General features: G+C 44.8%; 22 protein-coding genes and 3 tRNA genes. 14 read left to right on the forward strand and 11 right to left on the reverse strand.

All coding sequences use genetic code 11. From position 1 onward, the window contains the following. Nucleotides 1-79 precede the first annotated feature (79 nt). On the reverse strand, nt 80-1,651 hold the full coding sequence (locus VIA_RS07150; protein ID WP_004412086.1) for a BCCT family transporter: 1,572 nt from the start codon (nt 1,649-1,651) through the stop codon (nt 80-82). A 367-nt stretch (nt 1,652-2,018) separates the two neighbouring features. Here VIA_RS07150 and VIA_RS07155 point away from each other — a divergent pair, with 367 nt between their 5' ends. Together VIA_RS07155 and VIA_RS07160 are read left to right on the forward strand one after the other, a co-directional pair. Further along, the gene (locus VIA_RS07155; protein WP_004412088.1) at nt 2,019-2,495 is read left to right on the forward strand and encodes a MarR family winged helix-turn-helix transcriptional regulator; all 477 of its coding nucleotides are present in this window, start codon (nt 2,019-2,021) and stop codon (nt 2,493-2,495) included. A 91-nt stretch (nt 2,496-2,586) separates the two neighbouring features. Next, nucleotides 2,587-3,642, forward strand: coding sequence for a GGDEF domain-containing protein (locus tag VIA_RS07160; RefSeq protein WP_004412090.1), 1,056 nt, complete (start codon nt 2,587-2,589; stop codon nt 3,640-3,642). Here the strand turns inward: VIA_RS07160 and VIA_RS07165 are convergent. Beyond that, nucleotides 3,620-4,090 (reverse strand): Lrp/AsnC family transcriptional regulator, encoded by a 471-nt coding sequence (locus VIA_RS07165; RefSeq protein WP_004412091.1) that lies wholly within the window; start codon nt 4,088-4,090, stop codon nt 3,620-3,622. The genes VIA_RS07160 and VIA_RS07165 overlap by 23 nt on opposite strands. A gap of 167 nt (nt 4,091-4,257) precedes the next feature. Between VIA_RS07165 and VIA_RS07170 the strand changes: the two genes are divergently transcribed. From VIA_RS07170 to VIA_RS07185, 4 genes are all read left to right on the forward strand, one after another. After that, nucleotides 4,258-5,163 carry a DMT family transporter gene (locus tag VIA_RS07170; RefSeq protein ID WP_038210767.1) on the forward strand — a complete coding sequence of 302 codons (906 nt, stop codon included), beginning with the start codon at nt 4,258-4,260 and terminating at the stop codon, nt 5,161-5,163. A 77-nt stretch (nt 5,164-5,240) separates the two neighbouring features. Further along, entirely contained in the window at nt 5,241-5,549 is a 309-nt protein-coding gene (locus tag VIA_RS21650) for a cysteine-rich CWC family protein (protein ID WP_004416195.1), read from the forward strand. A 211-nt stretch (nt 5,550-5,760) separates the two neighbouring features. After that, complete coding sequence (gene emrD, locus VIA_RS07180) at nt 5,761-6,969, forward strand: multidrug efflux MFS transporter EmrD (RefSeq protein ID WP_004412096.1); 1,209 nt, start codon at nt 5,761-5,763, stop codon at nt 6,967-6,969. A gap of 167 nt (nt 6,970-7,136) precedes the next feature. Then, nucleotides 7,137-8,159, forward strand: coding sequence for a DUF4382 domain-containing protein (locus tag VIA_RS07185; RefSeq protein WP_004412098.1), 1,023 nt, complete (start codon nt 7,137-7,139; stop codon nt 8,157-8,159). A 107-nt stretch (nt 8,160-8,266) separates the two neighbouring features. Here the strand turns inward: VIA_RS07185 and VIA_RS07190 are convergent. The 3 genes from VIA_RS07190 to VIA_RS07200 form a co-directional block, all read right to left on the reverse strand. Then, nucleotides 8,267-8,340, reverse strand: a tRNA-Cys gene (locus tag VIA_RS07190). Nucleotides 8,341-8,372: 32 nt separating this feature from the next. Beyond that, nucleotides 8,373-8,459, reverse strand: a tRNA-Leu gene (locus tag VIA_RS07195). Nucleotides 8,460-8,520: 61 nt separating this feature from the next. Beyond that, nucleotides 8,521-8,594 (reverse strand) — tRNA-Cys (locus VIA_RS07200). 168 nt (nt 8,595-8,762) lie between these two features. Here VIA_RS07200 and VIA_RS07205 point away from each other — a divergent pair. Together VIA_RS07205 and VIA_RS07210 are read left to right on the forward strand one after the other, a co-directional pair. Continuing rightward, complete coding sequence (locus tag VIA_RS07205) at nt 8,763-9,236, forward strand: HAD family hydrolase (protein WP_004412099.1); 474 nt, start codon at nt 8,763-8,765, stop codon at nt 9,234-9,236. Between the two features lie 71 nt (nt 9,237-9,307). Continuing rightward, the gene (locus VIA_RS07210; protein WP_004412101.1) at nt 9,308-9,814 is read left to right on the forward strand and encodes a flavodoxin family protein; all 507 of its coding nucleotides are present in this window, start codon (nt 9,308-9,310) and stop codon (nt 9,812-9,814) included. A 51-nt stretch (nt 9,815-9,865) separates the two neighbouring features. Here VIA_RS07210 and VIA_RS07215 read toward each other — a convergent pair whose 3' ends face one another. The 3 genes from VIA_RS07215 to VIA_RS07225 all read right to left on the reverse strand — a co-directional run bounded on the left by VIA_RS07215 (nt 9,866) and on the right by VIA_RS07225 (nt 12,935). Then, the gene (locus VIA_RS07215; protein WP_004412102.1) at nt 9,866-10,474 is read right to left on the reverse strand and encodes a YitT family protein; all 609 of its coding nucleotides are present in this window, start codon (nt 10,472-10,474) and stop codon (nt 9,866-9,868) included. A gap of 178 nt (nt 10,475-10,652) precedes the next feature. Next, on the reverse strand, nt 10,653-12,026 hold the full coding sequence (locus tag VIA_RS07220) for a diguanylate cyclase domain-containing protein (RefSeq protein ID WP_004412104.1): 1,374 nt from the start codon (nt 12,024-12,026) through the stop codon (nt 10,653-10,655). A 3-nt stretch (nt 12,027-12,029) separates the two neighbouring features. Continuing rightward, nucleotides 12,030-12,935: an ABC transporter substrate-binding protein gene (locus VIA_RS07225; protein ID WP_004416189.1), complete on the reverse strand. Its 906-nt coding sequence runs from the start codon at nt 12,933-12,935 to the stop codon at nt 12,030-12,032. Between the two features lie 351 nt (nt 12,936-13,286). Between VIA_RS07225 and VIA_RS07230 the strand changes: the two genes are divergently transcribed. After that, nucleotides 13,287-13,766 carry a peptide-methionine (S)-S-oxide reductase gene (locus tag VIA_RS07230; RefSeq protein WP_004412108.1) on the forward strand — a complete coding sequence of 160 codons (480 nt, stop codon included), beginning with the start codon at nt 13,287-13,289 and terminating at the stop codon, nt 13,764-13,766. Nucleotides 13,767-13,924: 158 nt separating this feature from the next. Further along, a complete protein-coding gene (locus VIA_RS07235) occupies nt 13,925-14,800 on the forward strand; it encodes an AEC family transporter (protein ID WP_004412110.1) in 876 nt (291 codons plus the stop codon). Here VIA_RS07235 and soxR read toward each other — a convergent pair. Further along, entirely contained in the window at nt 14,771-15,238 is a 468-nt protein-coding gene (soxR, locus tag VIA_RS07240; protein WP_004412111.1) for a redox-sensitive transcriptional activator SoxR, read from the reverse strand. The genes VIA_RS07235 and soxR overlap by 30 nt on opposite strands. A 148-nt stretch (nt 15,239-15,386) precedes the next feature. Further along, nucleotides 15,387-17,297, reverse strand: coding sequence for a methyl-accepting chemotaxis protein (locus VIA_RS07245; protein WP_004412113.1), 1,911 nt, complete (start codon nt 17,295-17,297; stop codon nt 15,387-15,389). A gap of 252 nt (nt 17,298-17,549) precedes the next feature. On the opposite strand from VIA_RS07245, the gene VIA_RS07250 reads away from it, so the two are divergent. The 3 genes from VIA_RS07250 (at nt 17,550) to dgcA (ending at nt 20,489) form a co-directional block, all read left to right on the forward strand. Continuing rightward, nucleotides 17,550-18,419: a LysR family transcriptional regulator gene (locus VIA_RS07250; RefSeq protein WP_004412115.1), complete on the forward strand. Its 870-nt coding sequence runs from the start codon at nt 17,550-17,552 to the stop codon at nt 18,417-18,419. A 90-nt stretch (nt 18,420-18,509) separates the two neighbouring features. Then, nucleotides 18,510-19,514 (forward strand): N-acetyltransferase DgcN, encoded by a 1,005-nt coding sequence (gene dgcN, locus VIA_RS07255; protein ID WP_004412117.1) that lies wholly within the window; start codon nt 18,510-18,512, stop codon nt 19,512-19,514. Nucleotides 19,515-19,523: 9 nt separating this feature from the next. Further along, nucleotides 19,524-20,489, forward strand: a complete 966-nt coding sequence (gene dgcA, locus VIA_RS07260; protein WP_038210745.1) for an N-acetyl-D-Glu racemase DgcA — start codon at nt 19,524-19,526, stop codon at nt 20,487-20,489. Nucleotides 20,490-20,551: 62 nt separating this feature from the next. On the opposite strand, the gene VIA_RS07265 is transcribed toward dgcA, so the two are convergent. Then, nucleotides 20,552-20,746 carry a hypothetical protein gene (locus VIA_RS07265; RefSeq protein WP_004412124.1) on the reverse strand — a complete coding sequence of 65 codons (195 nt, stop codon included), beginning with the start codon at nt 20,744-20,746 and terminating at the stop codon, nt 20,552-20,554. Nucleotides 20,747-21,154: 408 nt separating this feature from the next. Between VIA_RS07265 and VIA_RS07270 the strand changes: the two genes are divergently transcribed. Then, nucleotides 21,155-22,933 (forward strand): alpha-amylase family protein, encoded by a 1,779-nt coding sequence (locus VIA_RS07270; protein ID WP_004412127.1) that lies wholly within the window; start codon nt 21,155-21,157, stop codon nt 22,931-22,933. The last annotated feature ends 9 nt before the right edge of the window (nt 22,934-22,942 follow it).

Below are 22,942 nucleotides of genomic sequence, written 5' to 3' on the forward strand. Positions count from 1 at the left end.
CGATGTCTGAAAACGCGTAATAAAAAGAGCCAGTCAGGAAAACTGACTGGCTCTAAGCGTATTAGATATGTCTTTTAGATTAACGACGTTCTGTGCGCATACCTAAAATTAAGCTAACACACATCAGCAGTAGAACAATCGTAAACGGTAGTGCGGTAGAAATCGCACCGGCTTGCAATGCTTGTACTGCTTCTGAACCACCAATCCAAAGAAGCGCAACTGCAATGGCACCTTCCATGAATGCCCAGAAAACACGTTGAATCACTGGTGCATCAACTTTACCACCCGCGGTAATACTATCAATAACTAGCGAGCCAGAGTCCGATGACGTAATGAAGAATACCAACACTAGAATAACCGCAATGATTGATAGTATTGAGCCAAATGGCAATACATCAAACATTTGGAACATTGCTAGTGACACGTCCGTTAAGCCTTCTGAACCTAACTGACCAACACCATTCATAACCTGCTCAATCGCCATACCACCGAATGTAGACATCCAAAGTACGGTTACAGCCGTTGGTACTAGAAGAACTGCTGTGATGAACTCACGTACAGTACGACCTTTAGAAACGCGCGCAATAAACATACCCACGAATGGTGACCAAGAGATCCACCAAGCCCAGTAGAAGACAGTCCAACCTTGGAACCAAGCTTCATCTTCACGGCCATGCGGGTTACTTAAAGGAATTAAGTTTTCAATGTACGACATTAGTGTCGTACCAATGTTACCAAGCACAATCGCGTAGCCAATCAACGCAACTAAGATCAGCAGTAAGAAGGCCACGATCATGTTGATGTTACTGATCACTTTTACGCCGCCATCAATACCACGGAGTACTGAAACAACAGCTAGCAGCGTCACTACCGTGATAACGATAATCTGTAAACCAAGACCTGATTCAATACCAAATACATGGTGAATACCACTCGCAGCCTGCTGCGCACCTAAACCTAGCGACGTCGCAAGACCGAATAGTGTTGCAAGTACTGCCAAAATATCAACGATGTGACCAGCCCAGCCCCAAGCGCGGTCGCCAAGTATTGGATAGAAAATTGAACGGATTGAAAGTGGTAGGCCTTTATTGTAAGCAAAGAATGCTAATGACAGTGCGACTACACCATAAATTGCCCAAGGGTGTAGACCCCAGTGATACATGGTTGCACCAAGTGCCAACTTAGCCGCTTCAGGAGTATTCGCTTCAACACCCAGTGGCGTTTCATACCAACCAGTGAAGTAAGCGACAGGCTCTGCAACACTCCAGAACATTAGACCGATACCCATACCCGCTGCAAACAGCATCGATAACCATGATACGTATGAGTAATCGGCTGTCGCATCTGTACCACCAAGGCGAATTTTGCCTAGTGGCGAAACGATCAAACCTAAACAGAAGATAACAAATATGTTACCAGACCATATGAATAACCAGTCAAAGCTACCTATGATTTGCCATTTGATACCATCTAACGTCGCTTTCGCTGACTCAGCATCCATAACCAAAACGGCGATTAAGAAAACTGCTATTAGACCTGCACTCCATCCGAATACCGGATTATGCACGTCAAATCCCCACTTCTGTACGTTATCTTGACCAATTGTATAATCGGTGCTGTCGATACTGTACTTGTCTATGCCTTTAGTCATCGTTCCTCTCTAGCATTTTTCCTGTTTGAGTATCAGCCTTCAATAGACAAATCATTAGAGCTGAAAATGATTATCTAAATGTAATAACCTGATACACCTCTCATTATTGTACGCTCATTGTCGTATTGTTCCAGTAATAAGCTGTTTTTTCGCCATATTTAAGAAAATCGCCACACCAGTGATTGAATAATCAACAATGCGTTATACACTATTCCAACAATAACGTTCGTGTTCTAAGTAAGTTTAACGAACTACATACCAATCAGGTGCCCATTAACCACAAATTTGTTTTGTGTGAGGCTTTTTTTCATCATCTATTTGATGTATTTTCGCCTACTTCTCATCACTAATTCATAAAGGAACCGCATTGGAAAAGCACGAAGAAGTCCTTATATCGATTCGCCAAATCATTCGAGCAATCGACCTACACTCTAAAAAGTTAAGTAAAGAGTCAGGATTGACAGGCCCACAGCTTATATTGATGCGCTCGATCCGTGAGTTAGGGGAAGTCACTATTCGACAGTTATCTGACCATACAAATATGAGCCAAGCGACCGCAACCACTATCCTAGATCGCTTAGAGCGTAACGGGTTAGTTCAGCGTGTTCGCAGCAGTAAAGATAAGCGCAAAGTCCATGCCTACCTTACCGAGCAAGGCCAAGAATTGCTAAATAGCGCTCCAACACCGTTGCAGCAAAGCTTTATTACTAAGTTCCAACGACTCGAAGAGTGGGAGCAGTCTCTATTGCTTTCGTCAGTACAGCGCATCTCATCAATGATGAACGCCGAAGACATCGACGTGGCTCCGGTGCTAGAGCTAGGCAGTATTACTAAGCCCGAGTAGTCCTATAGTTTATTTGCCTAACTGTGTTTTTACGCTTACGTTTATTTAGGTAACAGCCCTCTTTGTTCCACGCGCTAAAAAGGCGTCATGAATGACAAAAAGCAGATTAGAAAACCTAAATGATGAAGCGATTCTCGATGTACAGCAGCAAAAGCAAGTACTTAAGATTATCGCTTCAATAACCCTAGTGGTCTTCATCCCCCTTGGAATTAAAAACATTCTGATTGGGGAGATCATGCTTGGCGTGGTACTACTTGCTTTTGAAATTTCCTTGCTACTTGAAATCACTGCGCTTATCTACAACAAGAAATCTTTGCTAGGGCATTACATTCCGCTTGCCCTTATCGTCATGTCTGCCGTTCTGGCAATCAAAATATTCGGAACTCTCGCAACCTATTGGCTCTATCCAATAATAATTAGCATCATATTTCTCTTGCCCCGAAGTGAAGCTATCGTCACTAACTTCATTTTAATTTCGTCGGCAGGTTTTGCTGCGTTTATGCATCAAGATTTCACGGTGACCATTCGTTATCTCTTGTCCCTTATCGTTACCACGATTATCGTTCATGTGGTGGTGGGCGCTATTCGTAATCTTCAACAAGAACTCCGAAGTCTGCTCGTCACCGATGCAATGACAGGCGCTTACAATCGCCATGAACTACCAACAATCCTCACTCGCACTCTCAAGAAGCACCCTTGTTCGTGTATTGTCATCATCGATATTGATAACTTTAAGTCTGTCAATGATCACTACGGCCACGATGTCGGTGACAAAGTGATTATTCGTATCGTAGACATCATCAGAGCTCACACGAGTGACGAAGAATTACTGTTTAGGCTTGGTGGGGATGAGTTTTTGCTGGTTGTGCAAGGGCAAGAACAAGATTCAGTGCTGACCTTGATGAATCGACTGAATAAAAAAATTCGCCAGGCAGAATACCCACAAGATCTATCCATGACCATTAGCTCCGGCATTGCTCAATCGCAACCATTCGAAGAGATAAAAGAGTGGATGAAACGTGCTGACCTAGCGCTGTATCAATCAAAACATCAAGGTAGAGATCGCACTTCTGTCAACGTAAACCATATAGAGCCTCCGTTCGAACTTTGTGAGCAAGGTACTATCAGTCGCGCGAGTTCGACTTAAAAATAGGCAGCTCACTCTCCCCTTTCACTTGGCGAATCGCTAAATGGGTGTGTATGTCTTTGACATTTTCTAACCGTTGTAGCTTACGGGTGAATGACTCGTACCCTGTAAGGTCGTGGCTGACCACCTCCAACAAATAATCATACGCGCCAGATACAACATGGCAGCTGATCACTTCATCCATTTCTCTCACAGCAAATTCAAACTCATCAATACTCGATGCTTGGTGATTGTTGAGGCTTACTTCAACGAAAACCGTCATTCCAACACCGATCAGTTCTTTATTTAAGCTGGCGCGATAATGGGCGATGATCCCTAACTCTTCCAAGCGCTTTATTCTTCGTGCGCAAGGGGACGCTGACAAACCTACTTTATCAGCAATGTCCGCTGTTGATTGTCGAGCATCTTGCTGAAGCAGGCTCAAAATGTGTTTATCTATTTTATCCATATCCCGTTCCGCACGTTTCTATCTCCTTGATGGGAAATATTAGCTCTTACCACCAATATTTATTAGTTTCATAAGTAATATTGCCAGATTTAACCCTAGATTACGCATCATAATAGTAAGAACTAAAACATAACTCACGGATGATCATGATTTCTGGATATTTGGCAATGGCAACCACATTACTACTGTGGTCTGGATTTTTTCTCTCCCTACGCAGCGGAGCTCAATCTGAACTGCTGACATCTGATATCGCCTTCACGCGCTTTGTGATCCCTTGCCTTGTCCTACTTCCGATTGTGATTAAGTCGCGTAGCATCATCGCTGCGGTGCCTAAACGTTACCTTCTGGGGATGTTTATTGGTAGCGGCTTACCGTATCTTTTTGTCGCTGGAACAGGCATGAGCTTTGCGCCCGTCGCTGATGGTAGTGCTCTCATTCCTGGCACTCTGCCCTTATTTGTCTCCGGCATTGCCATCATGCTGTTCAAACAACCTCTTAGCGCCCATCGTATCTTTGGCCTAAGTCTTGTCATCATTGGCATCGGAACATTTTTATCTCATAGCATCACCAACCCATCACCGCAGCTATTGCAGGGGCACCTATTATTTCTGACGGGCAGTGCAATGTGGGCTGTATTTACGATTTGTGCGCGAGTCTCTAATTTAAACCCACTTGTGACGTCTGGTCTCGTTTCCCTAATGTCGCTGTGCAGCTTACTTCTCTTAACTGTCACAGGTGCGTTAGACAGCCACCTATTGGCGACTAAGCCTTCTTCTTGGCCGTTACAGGAATTATTGGGCCACACTCTGCTTCAAGGAGTGGGAGCTGGATTAATCGCTGCCTTCACTTACCTGCATGCCATATCCGTGTTGGGCGCAGAACGAACCGCCGCTTTTGGCGCAGCAACGCCCGCAATTGCCACTTTACTCGCAATGCCGATATTCTCAGAGCAACCAAGCAGTACCGTTTGGCTAGCTCTAGGCCTAATTAGTGTTGGTAGTGTTATTGCCAGCAACATTTTTATGAAACAAGATCGTTCACTTCAGTACCAACCACCGAGTTTTGAGAAGTAACTTATTAGTCATTCTTTGCCGTGTATAAACAATCAAGGTATATTCCCATCAAGTTTAATGAAGATGGGCGATGTAAAGTGAAAACACCATGTATTGCGGCATGCAAAAATAACGAAGGCATCTGCAGCGGTTGCCACCGGACGATGGATGAAATTGTTAACTGGTGTAATATCACTGATGATGAACGCGAAGAAGCAATCAATAAGCTGAGTGGCATAATCTCAAGTCACACATGCCCGTCTTGCCAAGAGCCAGCCCAATGCGATATTAGTCAAGGCAAAGAGACTTGTTGGTGTTTCTCAATAGAAAAAAGGGATACTTCATCTTTGCCAAGCAACAGCACTTGCCTGTGTCGAAAGTGCTTATCAAAGCTTCCAACCGCATAATTATTGGCGTTTTCATTGATTTGATTTTGGATTAGTTTTTCTAATCCAAAATCAAAATATTTATCCTGCGTAAGATCACACTTTTTCGTTGCACGCATCTCCAAGTCCCTCTAATATCTCGCGCCTGAAAGTTCCCTTTTATATTTTATTTATTAGCTTTGTTACCGCAAAGCTAGCCGTTTTTGCGCTTTAAATTTAGGTGTAGTTGGAAATGTCCGCGTCTTCCCAAGTCATTAAATTAACATTCTTGATCGCTATTTTGACTGCTGTTGGTCAAATGACTCAGACTATGTATGTACCTTCTATAGGTTACATGGCGACTGAGTTTTTGGAATCACCAGCCGCTTTGCAAGCAGTAATGGCGTGTTACCTAATCCCTTACGGCCTATCGCAGTTTGTTTATGGGCCGCTGTCCGATCGCTTGGGCCGCAAACCAATTATCATCGTTGGTCTATTTATCTATATAGTCGGTACGCTCATTGCCCTATTCGCACATCAGTACGAATGGTTCCTTGCAGGTAGCTTCATTCAAGGTCTTGGTATCGGGTGTGGCGGTGCAATGTCGCGTACATTAACGCGTGACGTTTTCTCTGGCGTCGAACTGCATAAAGTAAATAGCCTAATTAGCATGTGTGTGATCTTTTCACCATTGATTGCACCTGTATTAGGTGGCTACTTATCTGAAGCATTTGGCTGGCGCTCTAGCTACATGTTTTTAGCCTTGTTTGGTATTGCTGTTGTGATCACTATGATGACCAGCTTTAAAGAAACATTGCCAAAAGAAAACCGCCGCTACGAGCGCGTTACTGACAGCTACCGTTACGTATTATCGGATCGCCGTTTTCAAGGTTACTTAATCTGCTTAGTTGCAACGTTCTCTGGCGTCGCAATCTTCGAAGCTGCTGCGGGCGTACTGCTTGGTGGTGTACTCCAGTTGCCTGCAACGACAGTAAGCCTATTGTTTGTAATGCCTATTCCGGGGTATTTAGTCGGTGCCGCGCTGTCTAGCATCATTGCAGCGAAAAAGAATGAGAAAAGCGCACTCATGTTTGGCTTATTCTCTATCATGGCGGGTTCACTGATTGTGCTTATTCCAGGTTTAATGGGACAAACAACCGCATTAACGTTAATTGGCGGTGCAACAATTTACTTTTTGGGTGCTGGTATCTTGTTCCCTGCAGCGACAACAGGTGCGCTTTCTCCTTTGCCTTATCATGCAGGTACAGGTGGCGCAGTACTCGGTGGTATGCAAAACCTTGGCGCTGGCTTAGCGACACTCGCAGCTTCAGCTATTCCAACGACAAACCAAATGCCGCTTGGAGCACTGATGTTAATGATGTCGCTGTTAGCGTTAATCGGATTGATTCGTGTATACCGTAAACACGACCCATCTAATGATCAGATGCCTTTGGCCGTCTAATGTTTGAAGTCACCGTTCCAGCTCTCTGAGTTGGAACGGTCATCAATGTAGGACTTTTCTCTACTTTTCCCTGACATTCCCCCCCCCTATTATTAACTTATCGCTCACTATTTTTAGCTATACCGTATGTATACTCGCGGCCATCAAAACTAACCAGGTCGTTAAATATGAAACTAATCAAGATCGGCTTACTGAGCGCTTCTGTTGCTCTTGTTCTATCTGGGTGTAATTCAGGTGATTCTTCAACAGACACCACACCTGTCACACTATCGGTGTCAGATGCACCAATCGACAATGTATCAGAAGTTGTGGTGACCTATAGCAAAGTGGCATTTCTGCCATTAGGAGAAGGTTCTCCAATTCTGTTTGATGTGTACAAGAAGGATAACGAGGGGAATCTCATTGACGACAATGGCAATCCTCTTCCTGATGGCCAAGACCCTATCCCATTAAGTGTCAACCTACTTAATTTCCAAGGCGGCGAGGCTCAAGAGCTGATTGAAAACCAAAACATCCCAACAGGTGATTACAAACTGTGTCTATTTGCAAATGACGGCGACCACCCGACTTTCCCTTCTTATGTCGTTGAAGCGAACACAGGCAACAGCACACCTTTAACCGTAAAAGGTGAAGGCAAATGTCCTCAGGGCGTTGGCTCGGTCGATAATGCAGGTGTTCTTTATTTCAATGATACTTTTACCGTAAATCATGAAAACAATGACTACGTTGTAGAGTTTGATTTACGTCGCGGCCTAAAAGAGCCGAAGAACTCATCAAACGCTTATACAATTCAACGTACTTCCGTTTCGCTCGTTAACACGGCTGAAACTGGAGAAATTAGCGGTAATGTCGCCGATAGTACAATGGGAGCTTGTGAGAATACTACGTCCTCACCTTCCTACAGCCACGCTGTTTACTTATATGAAGGCGATGTAACACAAGCAGAGATGGGCTCTTTTTCTGGTTCTGGGACGGTCGCACCGATTACTGCTGCAAATGTTACCCTAGATGATGATGGTGTCACCCACGAGTATGAGTTTGGTTTTGTAAAACCGGGAACATACTCAGTCGGCTATACATGTACCGCTAACAACGATTCCGAAGAAGGCTTAACAGGTAACTTTATTATCCATGCTGCGGATAGCGGCTTAAGTGTTACCGAAGATACAGAGACTAGGGTTCACTTCTAAGATCACCGAGTTTCAAATACAGGCCACTTGTGTATGCAGGTGGCCTTTTTATTTACTTGAACCCCAGATACAAAAAAACCAGCACTAGGCTGGTTTCATCGAAATAATGGAGGCGCCTCCCGGAATCGAACCGAGGTCCACGGATTTGCAATCCGCTGCATAGCCACTCTGCCAAGGCGCCATTATTTGGTTGCTCTTAGAGCTAAATTGAGATGGTGCCCCGGGCCGGACTTGAACCGGCACAACGCGAACGTCGAGGGATTTTAAATCCCTTGTGTCTACCAATTCCACCACCAGGGCACACAAATTTCTTTGTGATGCCGTTTAGAACAATAAACACCATCTAAAATTTAATAAAGAATGGAGGCGCCTCCCGGAATCGAACCGAGGTCCACGGATTTGCAATCCGCTGCATAGCCACTCTGCCAAGGCGCCCTTTTCTTTCAACGCTTTAGTTACCCACCGCGGCGTTCGCTGCATACTTTACGGATTGAGCCTTAAGAGTCAAACAAAAAAGTGCGTTTTTCTTTTGTTTGATGGGTTTTGAAGCAATATGATGGTTGTTTGATCGCGTTTGTTTGTTTTTACTACAAGGAAGTCTCTATGAGTAAGGTCTATTTGTTCGATTGGGGAAACACATTGATGATCGATTTCGCTAGCCAAAAAGGGAAAATGTACCTTTGGCCGCATGTCGAAGCCGTCGAAGGAGCCGAAGAAACACTACAACACCTTAGCCAATCTTCAACTATCTACATTGCCACCAGTGCTCAAGATTCGAGCGAGTCTGAGATACAACAAGCCTTTCAACGAGTCGGGCTAGACACTTATATCAGCGGTTATTTTTGTAAAGCCAATCTAGGATTAGAGAAACAAGATCCGCAATTCTATCAGGCGATCATTGATTCTGTTGGTCAAGCGGCAAGTGATGTCACTATGGTTGGTGATAACTTAGAGAAAGATATCTCTCCAGCCAAAGCAGCCGGTTTAAACACGGTGTTTTTCAACCATCAGAATACAACTCTCCCAGAAGGTACCTTACATATTGAATCCTTGCGAGATCTAATCAAAGAGCTTTAAATTACCCCTTTACCTCAACCTAGGTTGGGGGTTTATAGTCCTTCAACGAACTCATATTGAAAGGACAACAAATGAAAACTCTAGTGCTATTCTCAAGCGCCAACAAACAAGGAAATACTGCTCAACTGGTCTCTGAGCTTTTTCAACATCACCCTGCCGAAGTAGTTGATATTGATGAACTCGCGATCACCCCATACAACTACAATAACGACTATCCTACCGATGACTTTTACCCGCTGGTTGAGAAAATGCTGGCCGCTGAGCACTTGGTCTTTGCTTCTCCCGTCTATTGGCACTCTGTCACAGCACCAATGAAGGCATTAATTGACCGTATGACAGAACTTCTTGATGTAGCAGAACTAAAACCGAAGGCACGCCAATTAGAAGGAAAGCTCGGACACGTCGTCGCGAGCTCTGCAAGCCCCGAGATTTGTCCCATCTACCACGGATTTTTCAAGAACGTATTTAAATACTTTAACATCGAGATGGGGGGAACCGTGCATGCCCCTTGTAAGGATGGCTTTTATATTGAACCCAATGATTTAACAGCGTTTAATCTCACGCTAAACCAAGGTTAGACAAAAAAGGCTTAGCAAGATGCTAAGCCTTTTAACTCGACTTTTGTCACTCTAAGCAGTGGTAGCCTGAGGCTGATATCGACCCGGTTTGTGGTTCATTGCCAATATCAAGTTTGTCGCCACGGCGCCAAGTACCGATAACAGAATCAGGTGAACATCAACGACAAACAGCGACATCACAACGATAGTGCAGTCCAAAGCCATCTGAACTTTACCTGCTCGAATCCCGTAGCGCTCTTGAAGGAACAGCGCAAGAATATTGAAGCCACCTAGGCTCATCTTGTGACGGAAAATAACCAGCATGCCGATTCCAATCATCCCTCCACCCAATAACGCAGCGTAGAGTGGGTCAATGCGCGCAATCTCAATCACATGATGTAAGTGATCTACCGCGAATGAAACAATGGTCACGGCAATAAAGGTGTTCAGCGTAAAGCGCCAGCCCATACGAGCCACAGATAAGATGTAAAAAGGTAGATTTAACGCAAAAAAGATCTGACCGAAACTAAAGCTACTGACTTTAGTTAAGAAGATGGCAAGACCCGCAGTACCACCGGTTAAAAGACCGACTTTATTGAAGAAGATAACGCCGAGCGACACAAGCGCGCTACCTAAGATTAACGCGAGCATGTTCTCGCGTAGGCTATGTTCTTTATCCATTTTAGACTTCCTATCCCTTACGATTCACTAAAAGTTGATGTGAATCAAACACGCATAAGATGCGGATAATTGATAAAAATGTCGAGAAATGGGCCTAAATGCCTCGAGTTTGGGGTGTTAAGCGAAATTTACACTTACTGCTTTACTAAGTAATAAAACGAGTGGTTTGATGTGAAATCTATTTTTTCTGCCATACCAGATTAATCACGTTCTCACTTTGGTCAAAGCTTGTGCCTAAGCATTGACGTTGCCTCTCTTCACAATGCTCATCTTTGGTCTTTTTCGCGTTGTACATCGCTTCATCAGCAAGGCAAATAAGTGCATCCATATTTTTAGTATGATCGGGGAAATGACTCACACCAATGCTGGCTCCGACTTGTAGCGTGCGCTCATGAAAAGTGATTGGTTCGCGTATCGCTTGCTCAATTTGAGCTACTTTGGAAGATACGATACTAAAGTCATTGAGAAGGTCGAGACAGATAACAAATTCATCCCCACCTAACCTACCAACAAAGTCCGACTCTCGAATACATTCTTCCAAACGCTCAGCGACTTGAATAAGGACAAAGTCACCCGCATCATGACCGTAGGTATCATTAATACACTTAAAGTCATCCAAGTCGATAAACATCAACGCCAGTTTGCACTCGGTTCGATTAGCTTTAACTATCGCACTCTCTAACTGCCTATCAAACGCGCGGCGATTAACAAGATTTGTAAGTGGGTCATGTTCCGACAAGAAAATTAATTGTTCTTGTTTATGTTTAAGCTGCTGAGTCTGACGAAGCACCTCTTCTTCAAGCTCTTTCTTCGTCACCGTTGATTGGCGTAGCGAAACCGTCATTTGATTGAAGAAGCTTGCAATCACTCTAAACTCACTATCCATTTTAACCGCTTCTACTTGCGTATCTAGGTGCCCCTGAGCCAAGCCCATAATCGCTTTTTTCATTGCTTCTGCGCCCGACTTAAATCTAAATAAGATCAGCCATGCGGTGACACTGACCAGAATCGAACAGATAATTAACCAAGCCGCCGCAGTAGACATAACACTCTTCAAATTCTCGGTATTACGGTTTAGCACGGCTTGATGGACATAAGCGAGCTCTTCCGTCATGTTCTGAACAATCATGTTATAGCGTGAATGGAGCAAGCTTCTTGCATTGATGTTTGTTGCCGCAATGGAGGTTGTACTCTGCTCCAAAACTGGATTCAAATCCTTTTCTTGAACGATGAGCATATGTAAGCTTCGGTTCATACGCTGGATATTTTCCAACTGGATATTGCTGTTTTTGTATGCCGTTAGTTTTGTATCCAGTTCTGCTTGAGCGAGTTCGACTTGATCCAAGCTCGGCTTATCACCGAACTGTTTAAAGACCCACAATTGACTCCTCACTAAATCGACACAAAGTTGTAGATCAATAATTTTATCCAACTCTGATTTCGTCATGTTCTGCTGAGTATTGATCTTCGAAAATGAAATCACGATAAACAACGTCAACATCATGGTTGTCGTTGATAGGATAAACATCTTCTTAAACAATGAATCCAGCATAGTCTAATCTCTTTGCGCAAGCAGTTGTTGGTAAGGGTAGCTGTAAAACACTTGCCTAAAATCCGGCGGAGACGCATTGACCAATTTGCTTTCTATCGCCCAACGAGCTTGTAGTTGCAGATTTGAGAGTAATGAGTTTCCTAAGGAGAGGCGGAACAAATAATCTTCCCATGACCATTCCACTTGGTTGAGTGGGATATCTAAGCGAGCCGCTATCATCTTGAGTGCTTGGTCGGGATTGGCATTAATCCATTCAATCGCCAACTCCAGAGCTTGCAACAATCGCACGGGCTCATCGTCAACAAACTCTAGATATGGTGAGCGAGAAATAAGGTTAAAGGAGAGTTGATAGATACCTTTTACCCCTAAGTTCGTCACTTCGGCGACAGAGAGAAGGTCTGCTTGAAACCCCATTGGCTCCCACGCCGATATGGCTTCAACACGATACGATAATAAGGCCGGAACCAATTCATGAGGCTGAAGATACACCTTATCGATTGAGGCTTTTTCAACATTGTTGCTGATCAGAACGGAATCAAGATAAAACTCACTCGCCGTCCCCTTCACCACCCCCACTTTCCGGCCTGCTAAGTCTTTCACACCTGAGATTTTAAAAGGTACTAATGTTAGTAGTTTCAAGTCGTTGTCTGATTCAACAAAGCTCGCGAGTAAAGAAAGATCATCTCGTTCGAAACTTTGGAACATAACAACGGACTCTGAAGCAGTCGCATAGTCCACACTTCGTTCAATCATCAATTCCGTACAGGCTGCACCACTAGAACACGGGTAAAGTGTCACATCTAAGTTTAAGTCTTTGAAAAAACCGAGCTGTTCCGCTACCAAAAAAGGCGACGAAAGTGGTGTGAGTGACACCCCGATCTTGATTTGAGAAGATGGCGGGTACTGCATCTCGTTATGTTTATGGAAGACGCCCCAGGCGACTGTAGACAGCACGAATACAGAGACTATAAAGGCCAACTTTGGTTTAGTCACAATTGACACACTCTACACACCCCAACAATAAGAAACCTAGCACATATAAACTTAGACTATCGATTTGTAATCTGGCATCAGAAACTCATTAATTTATAGAAACAGCCTATATACACACTAAAAGTATGTTCTTTGTCACATTATTCGGTACGTTTCCACGTTAGAGAATGCTTATTTCGAGGAGGACAATCATCTTAACTCTGTTACTTAACAGTAAGAGCTGCTCTAATACACACATCAATTAATCGTCCTTAAAATGGTAGAAGATTGGAAGAAATCTATATTGCAGGTGGCTGCTTGTGGGGTGTACAGGAGTTTGTGAGACACATCCCAGGGGTAATTCAAACTGAAGCGGGCCGAGCAAATGGTCAGAGTAATATCACTAACGCCCCTTATGATGGCTACGCTGAGTGCGTGCGTACCCAGTTTGACCCGAGTGTCATTTCCATAGAACAACTCATGGACTGTCTGTTTGAGATCATTGACCCATACAGTGTTAACAAACAAGGTGACGATGTCGGAGAGAAGTACCGTACTGGTATTTACAGCCGGGTTGCAGAACACCTCCAACAAGCTCAGCACTATATCGATAATAGAGCAGATAGCGACAGAATCGCCGTCGAAGTTAAGCCGCTCCTCAACTACGTAAAAAGCGATCAAGAGCATCAAGACCGACTGACGCGCTGTCCTGATGACTATTGCCATATCCCGATTGATTTATTGCATAAGTATCGCCAACAAGACTAGTGCTCCCACTTTTGATATCAGTCGATGTGCAACTAGCATATCGGCTCTTGTCTCAACGTCACTAAAACAACACAACAGGAATGTTTTCGCTGTTTAATTGGCCAAGAATCCGTTAACTTGGAACAACCAATCCCCATAAACACTTCTTTACGGTCAGCATGTTAGAACAAGTCGTCGGTATTCTTTTCCCTGTCTTTGCCTTGATTGCTGTCGGTTTTTCGGTAGGTCGCTGGTTGAAACCAGACTTTAAACCCATCAACCGAATCAATATGGATGCGTTTACTCCCGCGCTGGTGTTTTCATCGCTAGTTGCTATGCCACTGGATACTGAACAAGTACCTCTGTTGAGTGCATCGATTGTTGCAGTGTTGATTCCCGGTTTGGTGATGGTGCCAATCTGTTATGCCATGAAAGTCAGATTTAAAGCTTGGGCACCTTTGCATATGTTCCGCAATAGCGGCAACTTAGCGATACCTCTGTTCACCTACACATTTGGCGATACGGCTCTTGCCCCTGCCGTCTTATTGTTTGTCGTGTCTGCCTGTCTTCATATCAGTATTGGACTGGCGTTACTTAGTGAAGGAAACCCAATAAAACAGATTATAAGAATGCCGATTTTTCTTGCTGCTTCCGCCGCCTTACTGCTCAACCTGTCTGGTGTAGGTGTGTGGAAGCCACTTTATGAAGCAACCAGCTTATTAGGCCAAGCAGCGGTACCCGTTATGTTGCTCTCGCTCGGCGCTCAGATGTGTAACATGCGTCTAAGTGGATTAAAAGTTGGGGTTGTATCCACTCTTTTGTCACTCTTCACCGGAGCGATTGCATTTAGCATTATCTACTTCTTTATTCCGCTACCAACCATGCAATTACAAATGATGGTACTGTTTACCATGTTGCCTCCAGCGGTGATGAACTATCTGTTCGCTGAACGTTTTCAAATTGAACCGACAAAAGTGGCTTCCATGGTACTTTTTGGCAACTTCTTTAGCATCATCACTCTGCCGTTATTGCTCGGGTTCGCTCTCTCCTTGTGACCATTCCTCTGGATTAGTGAGCATGGTTTTGCCTTTAAAGGTTTCCGCGCGAATATCTTGCGGATTGTATATTGCGCAGGATTCCATCGACAAACAGCCGCAACCAATACAACCGCCAAGATCTTCTTGTAGTGCTTTCATCTGTTGAATACGATGCTCAAGCAACGCTTTCCAGCCTGATGCCATCTGCTCCCACTCTTTGCGGTTCGGCGCGTGATGCTTGGGTAAGTACGACAAAGAGTCGACAATCTCTTCAAGGGTCAAACCAACCTCTTGCGCGGCTTTAATAACCGCAATACGCCGTAATACACTGCGATCGTAACGACGCTGATTACCTTGGTTACGCCAGCTATGGATCAATCCTTTTTGCTCATAGAAGTGCAGTGCTGAGACCTTTACTCCCGCGCGTTTTGCGACTTCACCGACGCTCATTTCCATTCTCACCTCCCTGCAAGTTTAAATACCGTTCCTTAAGTTAACTTGAGGTTCAGGGTAGCACCAAGTGGGTTGTAGCGAGAAGGACGAATGAAGATGTAGCTCACAAAACATTGAGTTTATCTCGATCTGAAGCATATCGGTCCCAGCTCTAAGAAAGCTTAAATCGCCCAACAATCGATGTGAGGGTGTGATTCATATCCGATATGGCTTGAGCCTCTTCTAGTGCTGTTTGACCATTGGCATCAAGCTCACCAACGATGTCATTAATCGCAGTCATGTTTCTGCTCAGCTCCTGAGTCACACTGCTTTGTTCTTCCGCAGCCGTCGCTATCTGTGTACTCAGATCATTAATGTCGGTAACAAAGTCCGTCATGACATCAAGACTGCTTGCCACTTCTCCTGCTCCCTCAGCAGTCTGCGCGCACTTCTCTTTTGTCGAGTCCATGGAATCAACAACCGACTGACTGCCTTTTAATAAGCTGGCTAATGCGGCTTCGATCTCTTCGGTACTGGCTTTTGTGCGACTTGCAAGGTTACGAACTTCATCAGCAACCACCGCAAAACCTCGTCCTTGCTCGCCCGCTCTTGCTGCTTCAATTGCCGCGTTCAATGCAAGCAAGTTGGTTTGTTCCGCAATATCCCCTATCACCCCTAAGATGGTGTTAATACCATCGGTCTCTGAGGCCATGCTATTCACGTTCTCAGAAGCGACACTTACATCTTCCACTAGCTCATTTACATTGTTCTGTGCTTGAGTCACGGTATCTTTTGACGCAGAGCCTGCTTCACTCGCTTTGTGCGTCAGCTGAGCGGTATTCGCAGCATCGGTTGCCATTGATTCGGCGGTAGAGTTCATCTCCTCAATCGCGGTGACGACTTGCTCCGTCTCTTGAACATGGTTTTGAAGAATCACACTGTTTCTCTGACTCTGATCTTTCATCCGATCAACATTTTCATTGAGGTGGTTAGTCACCTCACTAATTTCAAGCATCATGGATTGGAGGTTTGCGATAAAGGCATTGACCCCTTCAGAAATCTGGCCAAGGTCATCGTGAGTTTTTACCTCAATGCGTTGAGTTAGGTCACCATTACCTTCACTGAGTCCCATAACGGTCTCTTTCAACACAAGGATTGGGCGATAAAGTATGTTCATGATGATCAAAGCAAGAACAATACTGACGACGGTCGCAATGACTGCGGTTGTTATTGCAGCTTGTTTGGCAGAAGTAAGCGCAGAAAACGCGACGGCTTTTTCAATCCCAATAACAAAATACCAGTTTTTGTCCGCAACTTTGACTTGGTGAGAGAAAAACAGCTCATCTTTGTCACCTATCGAACCATCAAACACAGAATCAACATTGCCAATCACCTGCTTTGCAACGGTATTTAGCCAATCGACACTGTCGGCTTTAGTGCCTGCTTTTACCTCATTGATCGATGAAGCGAGCACGGTTGTATCGTGATTAAGAATTACCGCGACAGCCCCTGGTATCTCATTAGCATTTTTAGCGATGTCATTTAAGAAACCCAGTTGCATGTCCGCAGAAATCATACCGCTTAATGTTTTACGCACAATCGACACCCAATAAACGTCCCCCTCGCTTCCCTGATAGGGTTCAGAAATCGCCGCAGAGGAGCTTTGTCTACCGAGTTGGTACCAACCTCTTGTCGTCACATCCCCATCGAACTTGTGATTAGGCCAAGTTTTAGCAGTTTGATTCCAATAAGCATCACCATTGGTAAATGCCACCACCGAACTGTTTAAGTTCATTGCTTTAGAAAAGATATGAGTGAGTTCAATAAAATCGTCTGCGGTCCCGGTGATAGGCTTATTGTCAAAATGCTGCCCCAACTTATCAAGGCCGTTGACCTTTTCATTCAATTGAGCCGCGATTTGCTCTGCTTCGCTTTTTACATAGTCTTTATTGGTCTTAGTTATTAACTCCACCAAACTTGCTTTCTGTTTAACGTAAGCGATATAGCTAGACGCCGACACCGAGACGACAACTAGCCCTACAATTGATATCAATAGTAGTTTTCTAAATCCTAAGTTCCGCATGACTCAAATCCTTATTCGTGCACCCTGAGCTCAGTTATTGTGGTTCAAAAGTTTGCTGTTAACTGATATATCAGTAAGTGTGGCTTTTATATGATAAAAATCCAGTCGACTTTATAAACGAACAGGGAAGGCAGACGTTTAAGAAAAGTAAGGCCGAGACGGCTAGAGGGATCAACAGCTTGCTCACATTCTTTTTTAAATCGCTGATTTCCATTAGAGTAAAGGCATTCAAATAGAGATTGAGGATCGCCAGTGAACCTAAGACAGCTCGAAGTGTTTTACGCGGTAATGAAAACAGGCACGGTTTCGGGAGCTGCAAAGCAACTGCACGTGTCGCAACCCAATGTCACTAGGGTGCTATCACATACTGAGCTTCAGCTGGGCTTTGCTCTATTTGAACGAGTAAAAGGTCGTTTAGTACCAACTCAAGAAGCACAATTACTCTTACCGGAGGCAGAAAAGGTCTATCAGCAACTTGGGCAATTTAGAAATTTAACCAACAAGATTAAAGCCGGTGAGAAACATCTGATGATTGGAGCTCCACCGATCTTGGCGGCAGGGTTACTTGCCCCGCTTATCGCGACTATCTGCCACGAGACAAACTATACCATTGAAGTTTCGACAGCTAATCGTGACGAGTTATCTGATGCCCTACTTAAAAACAAACTCGACCTCGCGATCGGATTTGGTGACGAAGCCCCTACTTCTATTGTCCAGAAAACCTTATTAAATACTGAGCTTGAGGTACTAACACCGCTCTCTAGTACATTGAGTGGTGCATTGACATTGAGCGAGCTTCTCGGATCACAAACCACCTTGATCGGCCTAGACACCCGAGATCCACTTGGCTTGCATCTCCACCAAGCTATTCATGCTCTCAACCCTAATTACCACTCAAAAGTGACGATGCGAAACTACAGCGCCGCAGCAGAATTGGTCGTTGCGGGAGCGGGTAATGCGATTGTCGACCCATGGACCGCAAGCCAATACCAACACAAAGTAAATCGACATCGACTGAAGCCGACCATTAATGTCTCCGTCTCTTTATTGCATGCCGAACATCGACCACTGAGCATTGCCGCAAAGTGGTTTGTTGACCAACTCAGCCAGTCTATAACCTAAAGTTATACCCTAATCACATATAAGCATTCGTCGCGCTTTCCAACGCAAGATAGGCTGTCTAAAACCACCTATTTTGCAACAAGGATGCTTATGTCTATTGCTCAACCTTATCTACTTTTTCTTGGCGACGTCACTGACCCTATTGCGGCAAAAACAGCACGAGGAATCGCACTTTGGCGACCTAGTTACTGCGTTGGCCAGCTAAGACTTACAGACGAGACTGTCTCACTAGGGCTTAAGGAACTAGACCTTGTTCAAGCCAAGAACTTAGGGGCAAAGACCTTGGTGATTGGTACTGCTAATGCCGGTGGTGTCATTCCTGAAACTTGGCGTGACACCTTAATCGAGGCAGCCAAAATGGGCTTCGAAATTGCTTCGGGAATGCATACTCGCCTAAGCGAAATCCCAGAGCTTAAGGAACTCGTTGCGACGGGGGTCACCCGTTTACATGACGTTCGTCATTACGATGCGCCGCTGGCTGTCGGCAATGGTAAGCCACGCCAAGGAAAAAGAATACTCACCGTCGGAACAGATTGCTCCGTAGGCAAGATGTTTACTGCGTTGGCGCTTGAAAAAGCGATGCAATCTAAAGGAGTAGACGCTAGATTTAAAGCGACAGGACAAACTGGAATTTTGATTGATGGCGCTGGTATCTCAATTGATGCTGTTGTAGCCGATTTTATTTCCGGTGCGGTTGAGGCCATTAGCCCAAACTTCGATGACCATGAGTGGGATATTATCGAAGGACAAGGATCATTGTTTAACCCGTCTTTTGCTGGCGTCAGTTTAGGTTTATTGCACGGTGCACAAGCAGATGCACTCGTTTTATGTCATGAATTGAACCGCGCTCATATACGTCATCTGCCACACTGTAAGGTGCCATCTATTTCCGATAGCATCGAAGCGAATCTAAATGCGGCACGTTTAACCAATCCAGACGTCAAGCTCGCGGGGATCAGCCTCAATACCTCAGCGGTCAATGAGCAAGAAGCTCAAGCATTGTGTGCAGATTGGCAGGAGAAATACCAAGTCCCTGTTACTGATCCAGTTCGTTTTGGTATCCAGTCCATCGCGGATGCATTGTCATCTTACTAAGGAAAGTTCATGCAAATACAGGCTCACTCCCACTTAATCGAACTCGCTACGCCGTTTGTCATATCGCGCGGTGCACGCACACATTGCCACGTTGTGAGAGTGACCATCCAGTATAACCAGTGGCAAGCAATCGGAGAATGTACGCCTTATCCACGATATGGTGAGAGTGTCGAGTCCGTCATGGCACAAATCTCCGCTTGGATTCCGGAGATAGAAAAAATGTCGCCTTTCCAAGCTAAGCAGCGATTACAGACGATGCCTGCTGGCGCTGCTCGAAATGCGATCGACTGCGCCCTATGGCAGCTTATTGCTCAAATGGAACAAAGTCAGTTTCCTGCACCCTTTTTCGACATTTCGCCCACAATTGAGACCGCAATGACAGTGTCGATTGGCGATGTAGAAACAATGGCTAAACAAGCCCGAGAATATGCCCAGCAAGGCGCGACCCTGCTAAAGGTTAAGCTTGATGCTGAACAAGTAATAGAGAAAGTCGCCGCGGTGCGCCAGTCAGCGCCAACATGTAAAATTATTCTTGATGCTAATGAGGCATGGGCAGAGTTAGACCTTGATGAACTGTTTACGATGCTCACTCAATACGATATTGCGATGATTGAGCAGCCACTTCCGTCAGATAACGACTCTAAGTTGGCCGATGTTGCGCACCCGATTCCATTATGCGCCGACGAAAGCTGCCACACCGCAGAGCACCTTTCCGAGCTTGTTGATCGTTATGAAATGATCAATATAAAACTCGATAAGACAGGTGGACTCACCGAGGCACTTGAATTAGAAACCAGAGCTCGCGCTTTAGGTTTCTCTATCATGGTAGGTTGTATGCTTGGCACATCAATAGCAATGAAAGCTGCCCTGCCCATTGCGACAAGAGCAGAAATCGTCGATTTAGATGGGCCTGTTTTGCTGGGTCAAGATGTTGAAAATGGTCTCACGTACCTAAATGGCACCTTGAGCTTATAACTCGCTCAACATAAAAGAACAAAGGCAGCTTCGTGCTGCCTTTTTTATTTGTTCGTTAAGCCTTATCCATCAAAAGACATTCCAATCTGGCTGAGTTTGGTTTTGAACTCATCGACGCTAGACGCTTCGTATGTTGGTGAGCCATTAAAGTAGCGTGGTTTCTCAGGCAACATGGCATTTTTTAATGCTTTCTCTTGGTCGATATCATCATGATAAACAGTGACTCGATTGGGAATATCCTGTTGGAATTTCGCCATTATGTTCTCCTTTTCAGCTGACGTTGTACCTCTTTAAGCTTAGGAAGTTGCCCACAGCTGTCAAAGTTAACTTTCGTAGCAAAAAAACCAAAGAATTAGCAAATACAAATGTAAAACCAACTACTTAACAACGAACCCCATAAGAAAGAGTGCTCACAGAGATTGTGATTCTGTGAGATTTTGCCCAGTAGAATCGGTAACGTCACACTAGTTTGCAGACAAAAATGTAGGAATGATGTACTCCTTCATCATCTCGTGGTGTGGTGTCGGGCCAGAAGGCCCCCCTCCGTCGATACAACCAAGCTCACATTTTCAAATACTACGCCCTAAATTTGATAGCTAGGGATGAGTTAACCCTCTGCCTATTAAACTAGCCTAAATCTAACAGCCTTATTAACGTTAAATTTGATGAAAAAGCACAATATCTATCAAGTCTTTACCCGACTCTTTGGCAATAAAAAGCAAGTCAATTTACCTTGGGGCACCCTAGAGGAAAATGGTGTAGGCAAATTCAGTGACTTTACCGACACTGCATTAAATGAAATACGCAAACTTGGCATCACCCACATTTGGTATACTGGTGTTCCTCACCACGCATTAATTAATGACTATTCAAAGTTCGGCATTAGCAATGACCACCCTAGCATTGTTAAGGGACGCGCTGGTTCGCCGTATGCGGTGAAAGACTACTATTCTGTTAATCCAGATTTAGCTGACGACCCGGCGAAAAGAAATCAAGAATTTGCTGATTTAATCAAGCGTACCCATGATGCGGGCATGAAAGTGATCATCGATATTGTGCCGAATCATGTCGCGCGCGCGTATCAAGGACTAAACAATCCTATCGGGGTCGATGATTTTGGCGCGACTGACAATACTGATATTGAATATCATCGAGACAATAACTTTTACTACATTCCGCAGCAGGCATTTGAGCTTCCCGATGCGCTAACGAAGTTTCCGCCGCTTGGTGGGGAACAGCACCCTCTTCTAAAGGATCCCTACTTTGAGTTCCCAGCAAAATGGACAGGTAATGGTTCTCGACTCGCCAAACCGAACCATGATGATTGGTATGAGACTGTTAAGATCAACTATGGTGTGAAACCTGACGGCACAAGAGACTTTGATGCTCTACCGAAAGAGTTTGGAGATCTGTCTGCGCAGCAGCACTATCAGTTTTGGTTAGATAAATCCGTGCCTGATTCGTGGAAAAAGTTTCGCGATATCGCTCTCTATTGGCTAGAAGAAGGGGTTGATGGGTTTCGCTACGACATGGCAGAGATGGTGCCCGTTGAGTTCTGGAGTTACCTAAATAGCTCCATCAAGCACCAACAGCCTGACGCGTTATTAATGGCCGAGGTCTACCAACCTGAGCTGTATCGTGACTATATCCAGCTTGGAAAAATGGACTACCTCTACGATAAGGTCGACCTATACGACAGCTTAAAAGCCATTATTCGCGGCCAGGCCTCAACCGCAGAGATTGGCCGAATCGAATATCAACTGCGCGATATTGAACACCACATGCTGCATTTTTTAGATAATCATGACGAGCAGAGACTTGCTTGCTCTGAGTTTGCAGGCAGTGGCGAAAACGGTAAGCCCGCGATGTTGATTTCAGCGTGCTTATCTTCTGCCCCGACGATGATCTACTTTGGTCAGGAAGTCGGAGAAAAAGGCGAAGAAAATGCAGGCTTTGGACTCCCAACCAGAACATCGATTTTCGATTACATTGGCGTGCCTGCGCATCAAAGGTGGATGAACAATGGGGCTTTCGATGGCGGTCTATTAAGCAAAAGTGAGACACAGCTAAGAGAGTTCTATCAAACGCTGCTTAACCTAACGTTAAACCATTCAGCGTTGACTGGGGAATATCATGATTTGTATGCGGCTAACTATGAAAACTTCGCTCATATGCAGGACAAACTGTATGCCTTTGCACGCTCAGATGGCAATCAAGTACTCGTAATAGCCACTAACTTTAGTAACCAAGAGGCAAGCCAACTGGCGTTGAATATACCTCAGCATCTCATCGCAGAGTGGCACTTAAAAGACGGTATCTACACCATGCGTGATAAGCTCAATGAATGCGATTGCCAGCTTATCGTTCAAGCGGGAGAAGGACGAGTTGCCTTGCACTTTACGCCAATGGCAACCCTATTTCTCTGCTTAGCGCTCCCAGCTTAATATCCGCGT

This window comes from Vibrio orientalis CIP 102891 = ATCC 33934, assembly GCF_000176235.1.
GTDB classification, from domain to species: Bacteria; Pseudomonadota; Gammaproteobacteria; order Enterobacterales; family Vibrionaceae; genus Vibrio; species Vibrio orientalis.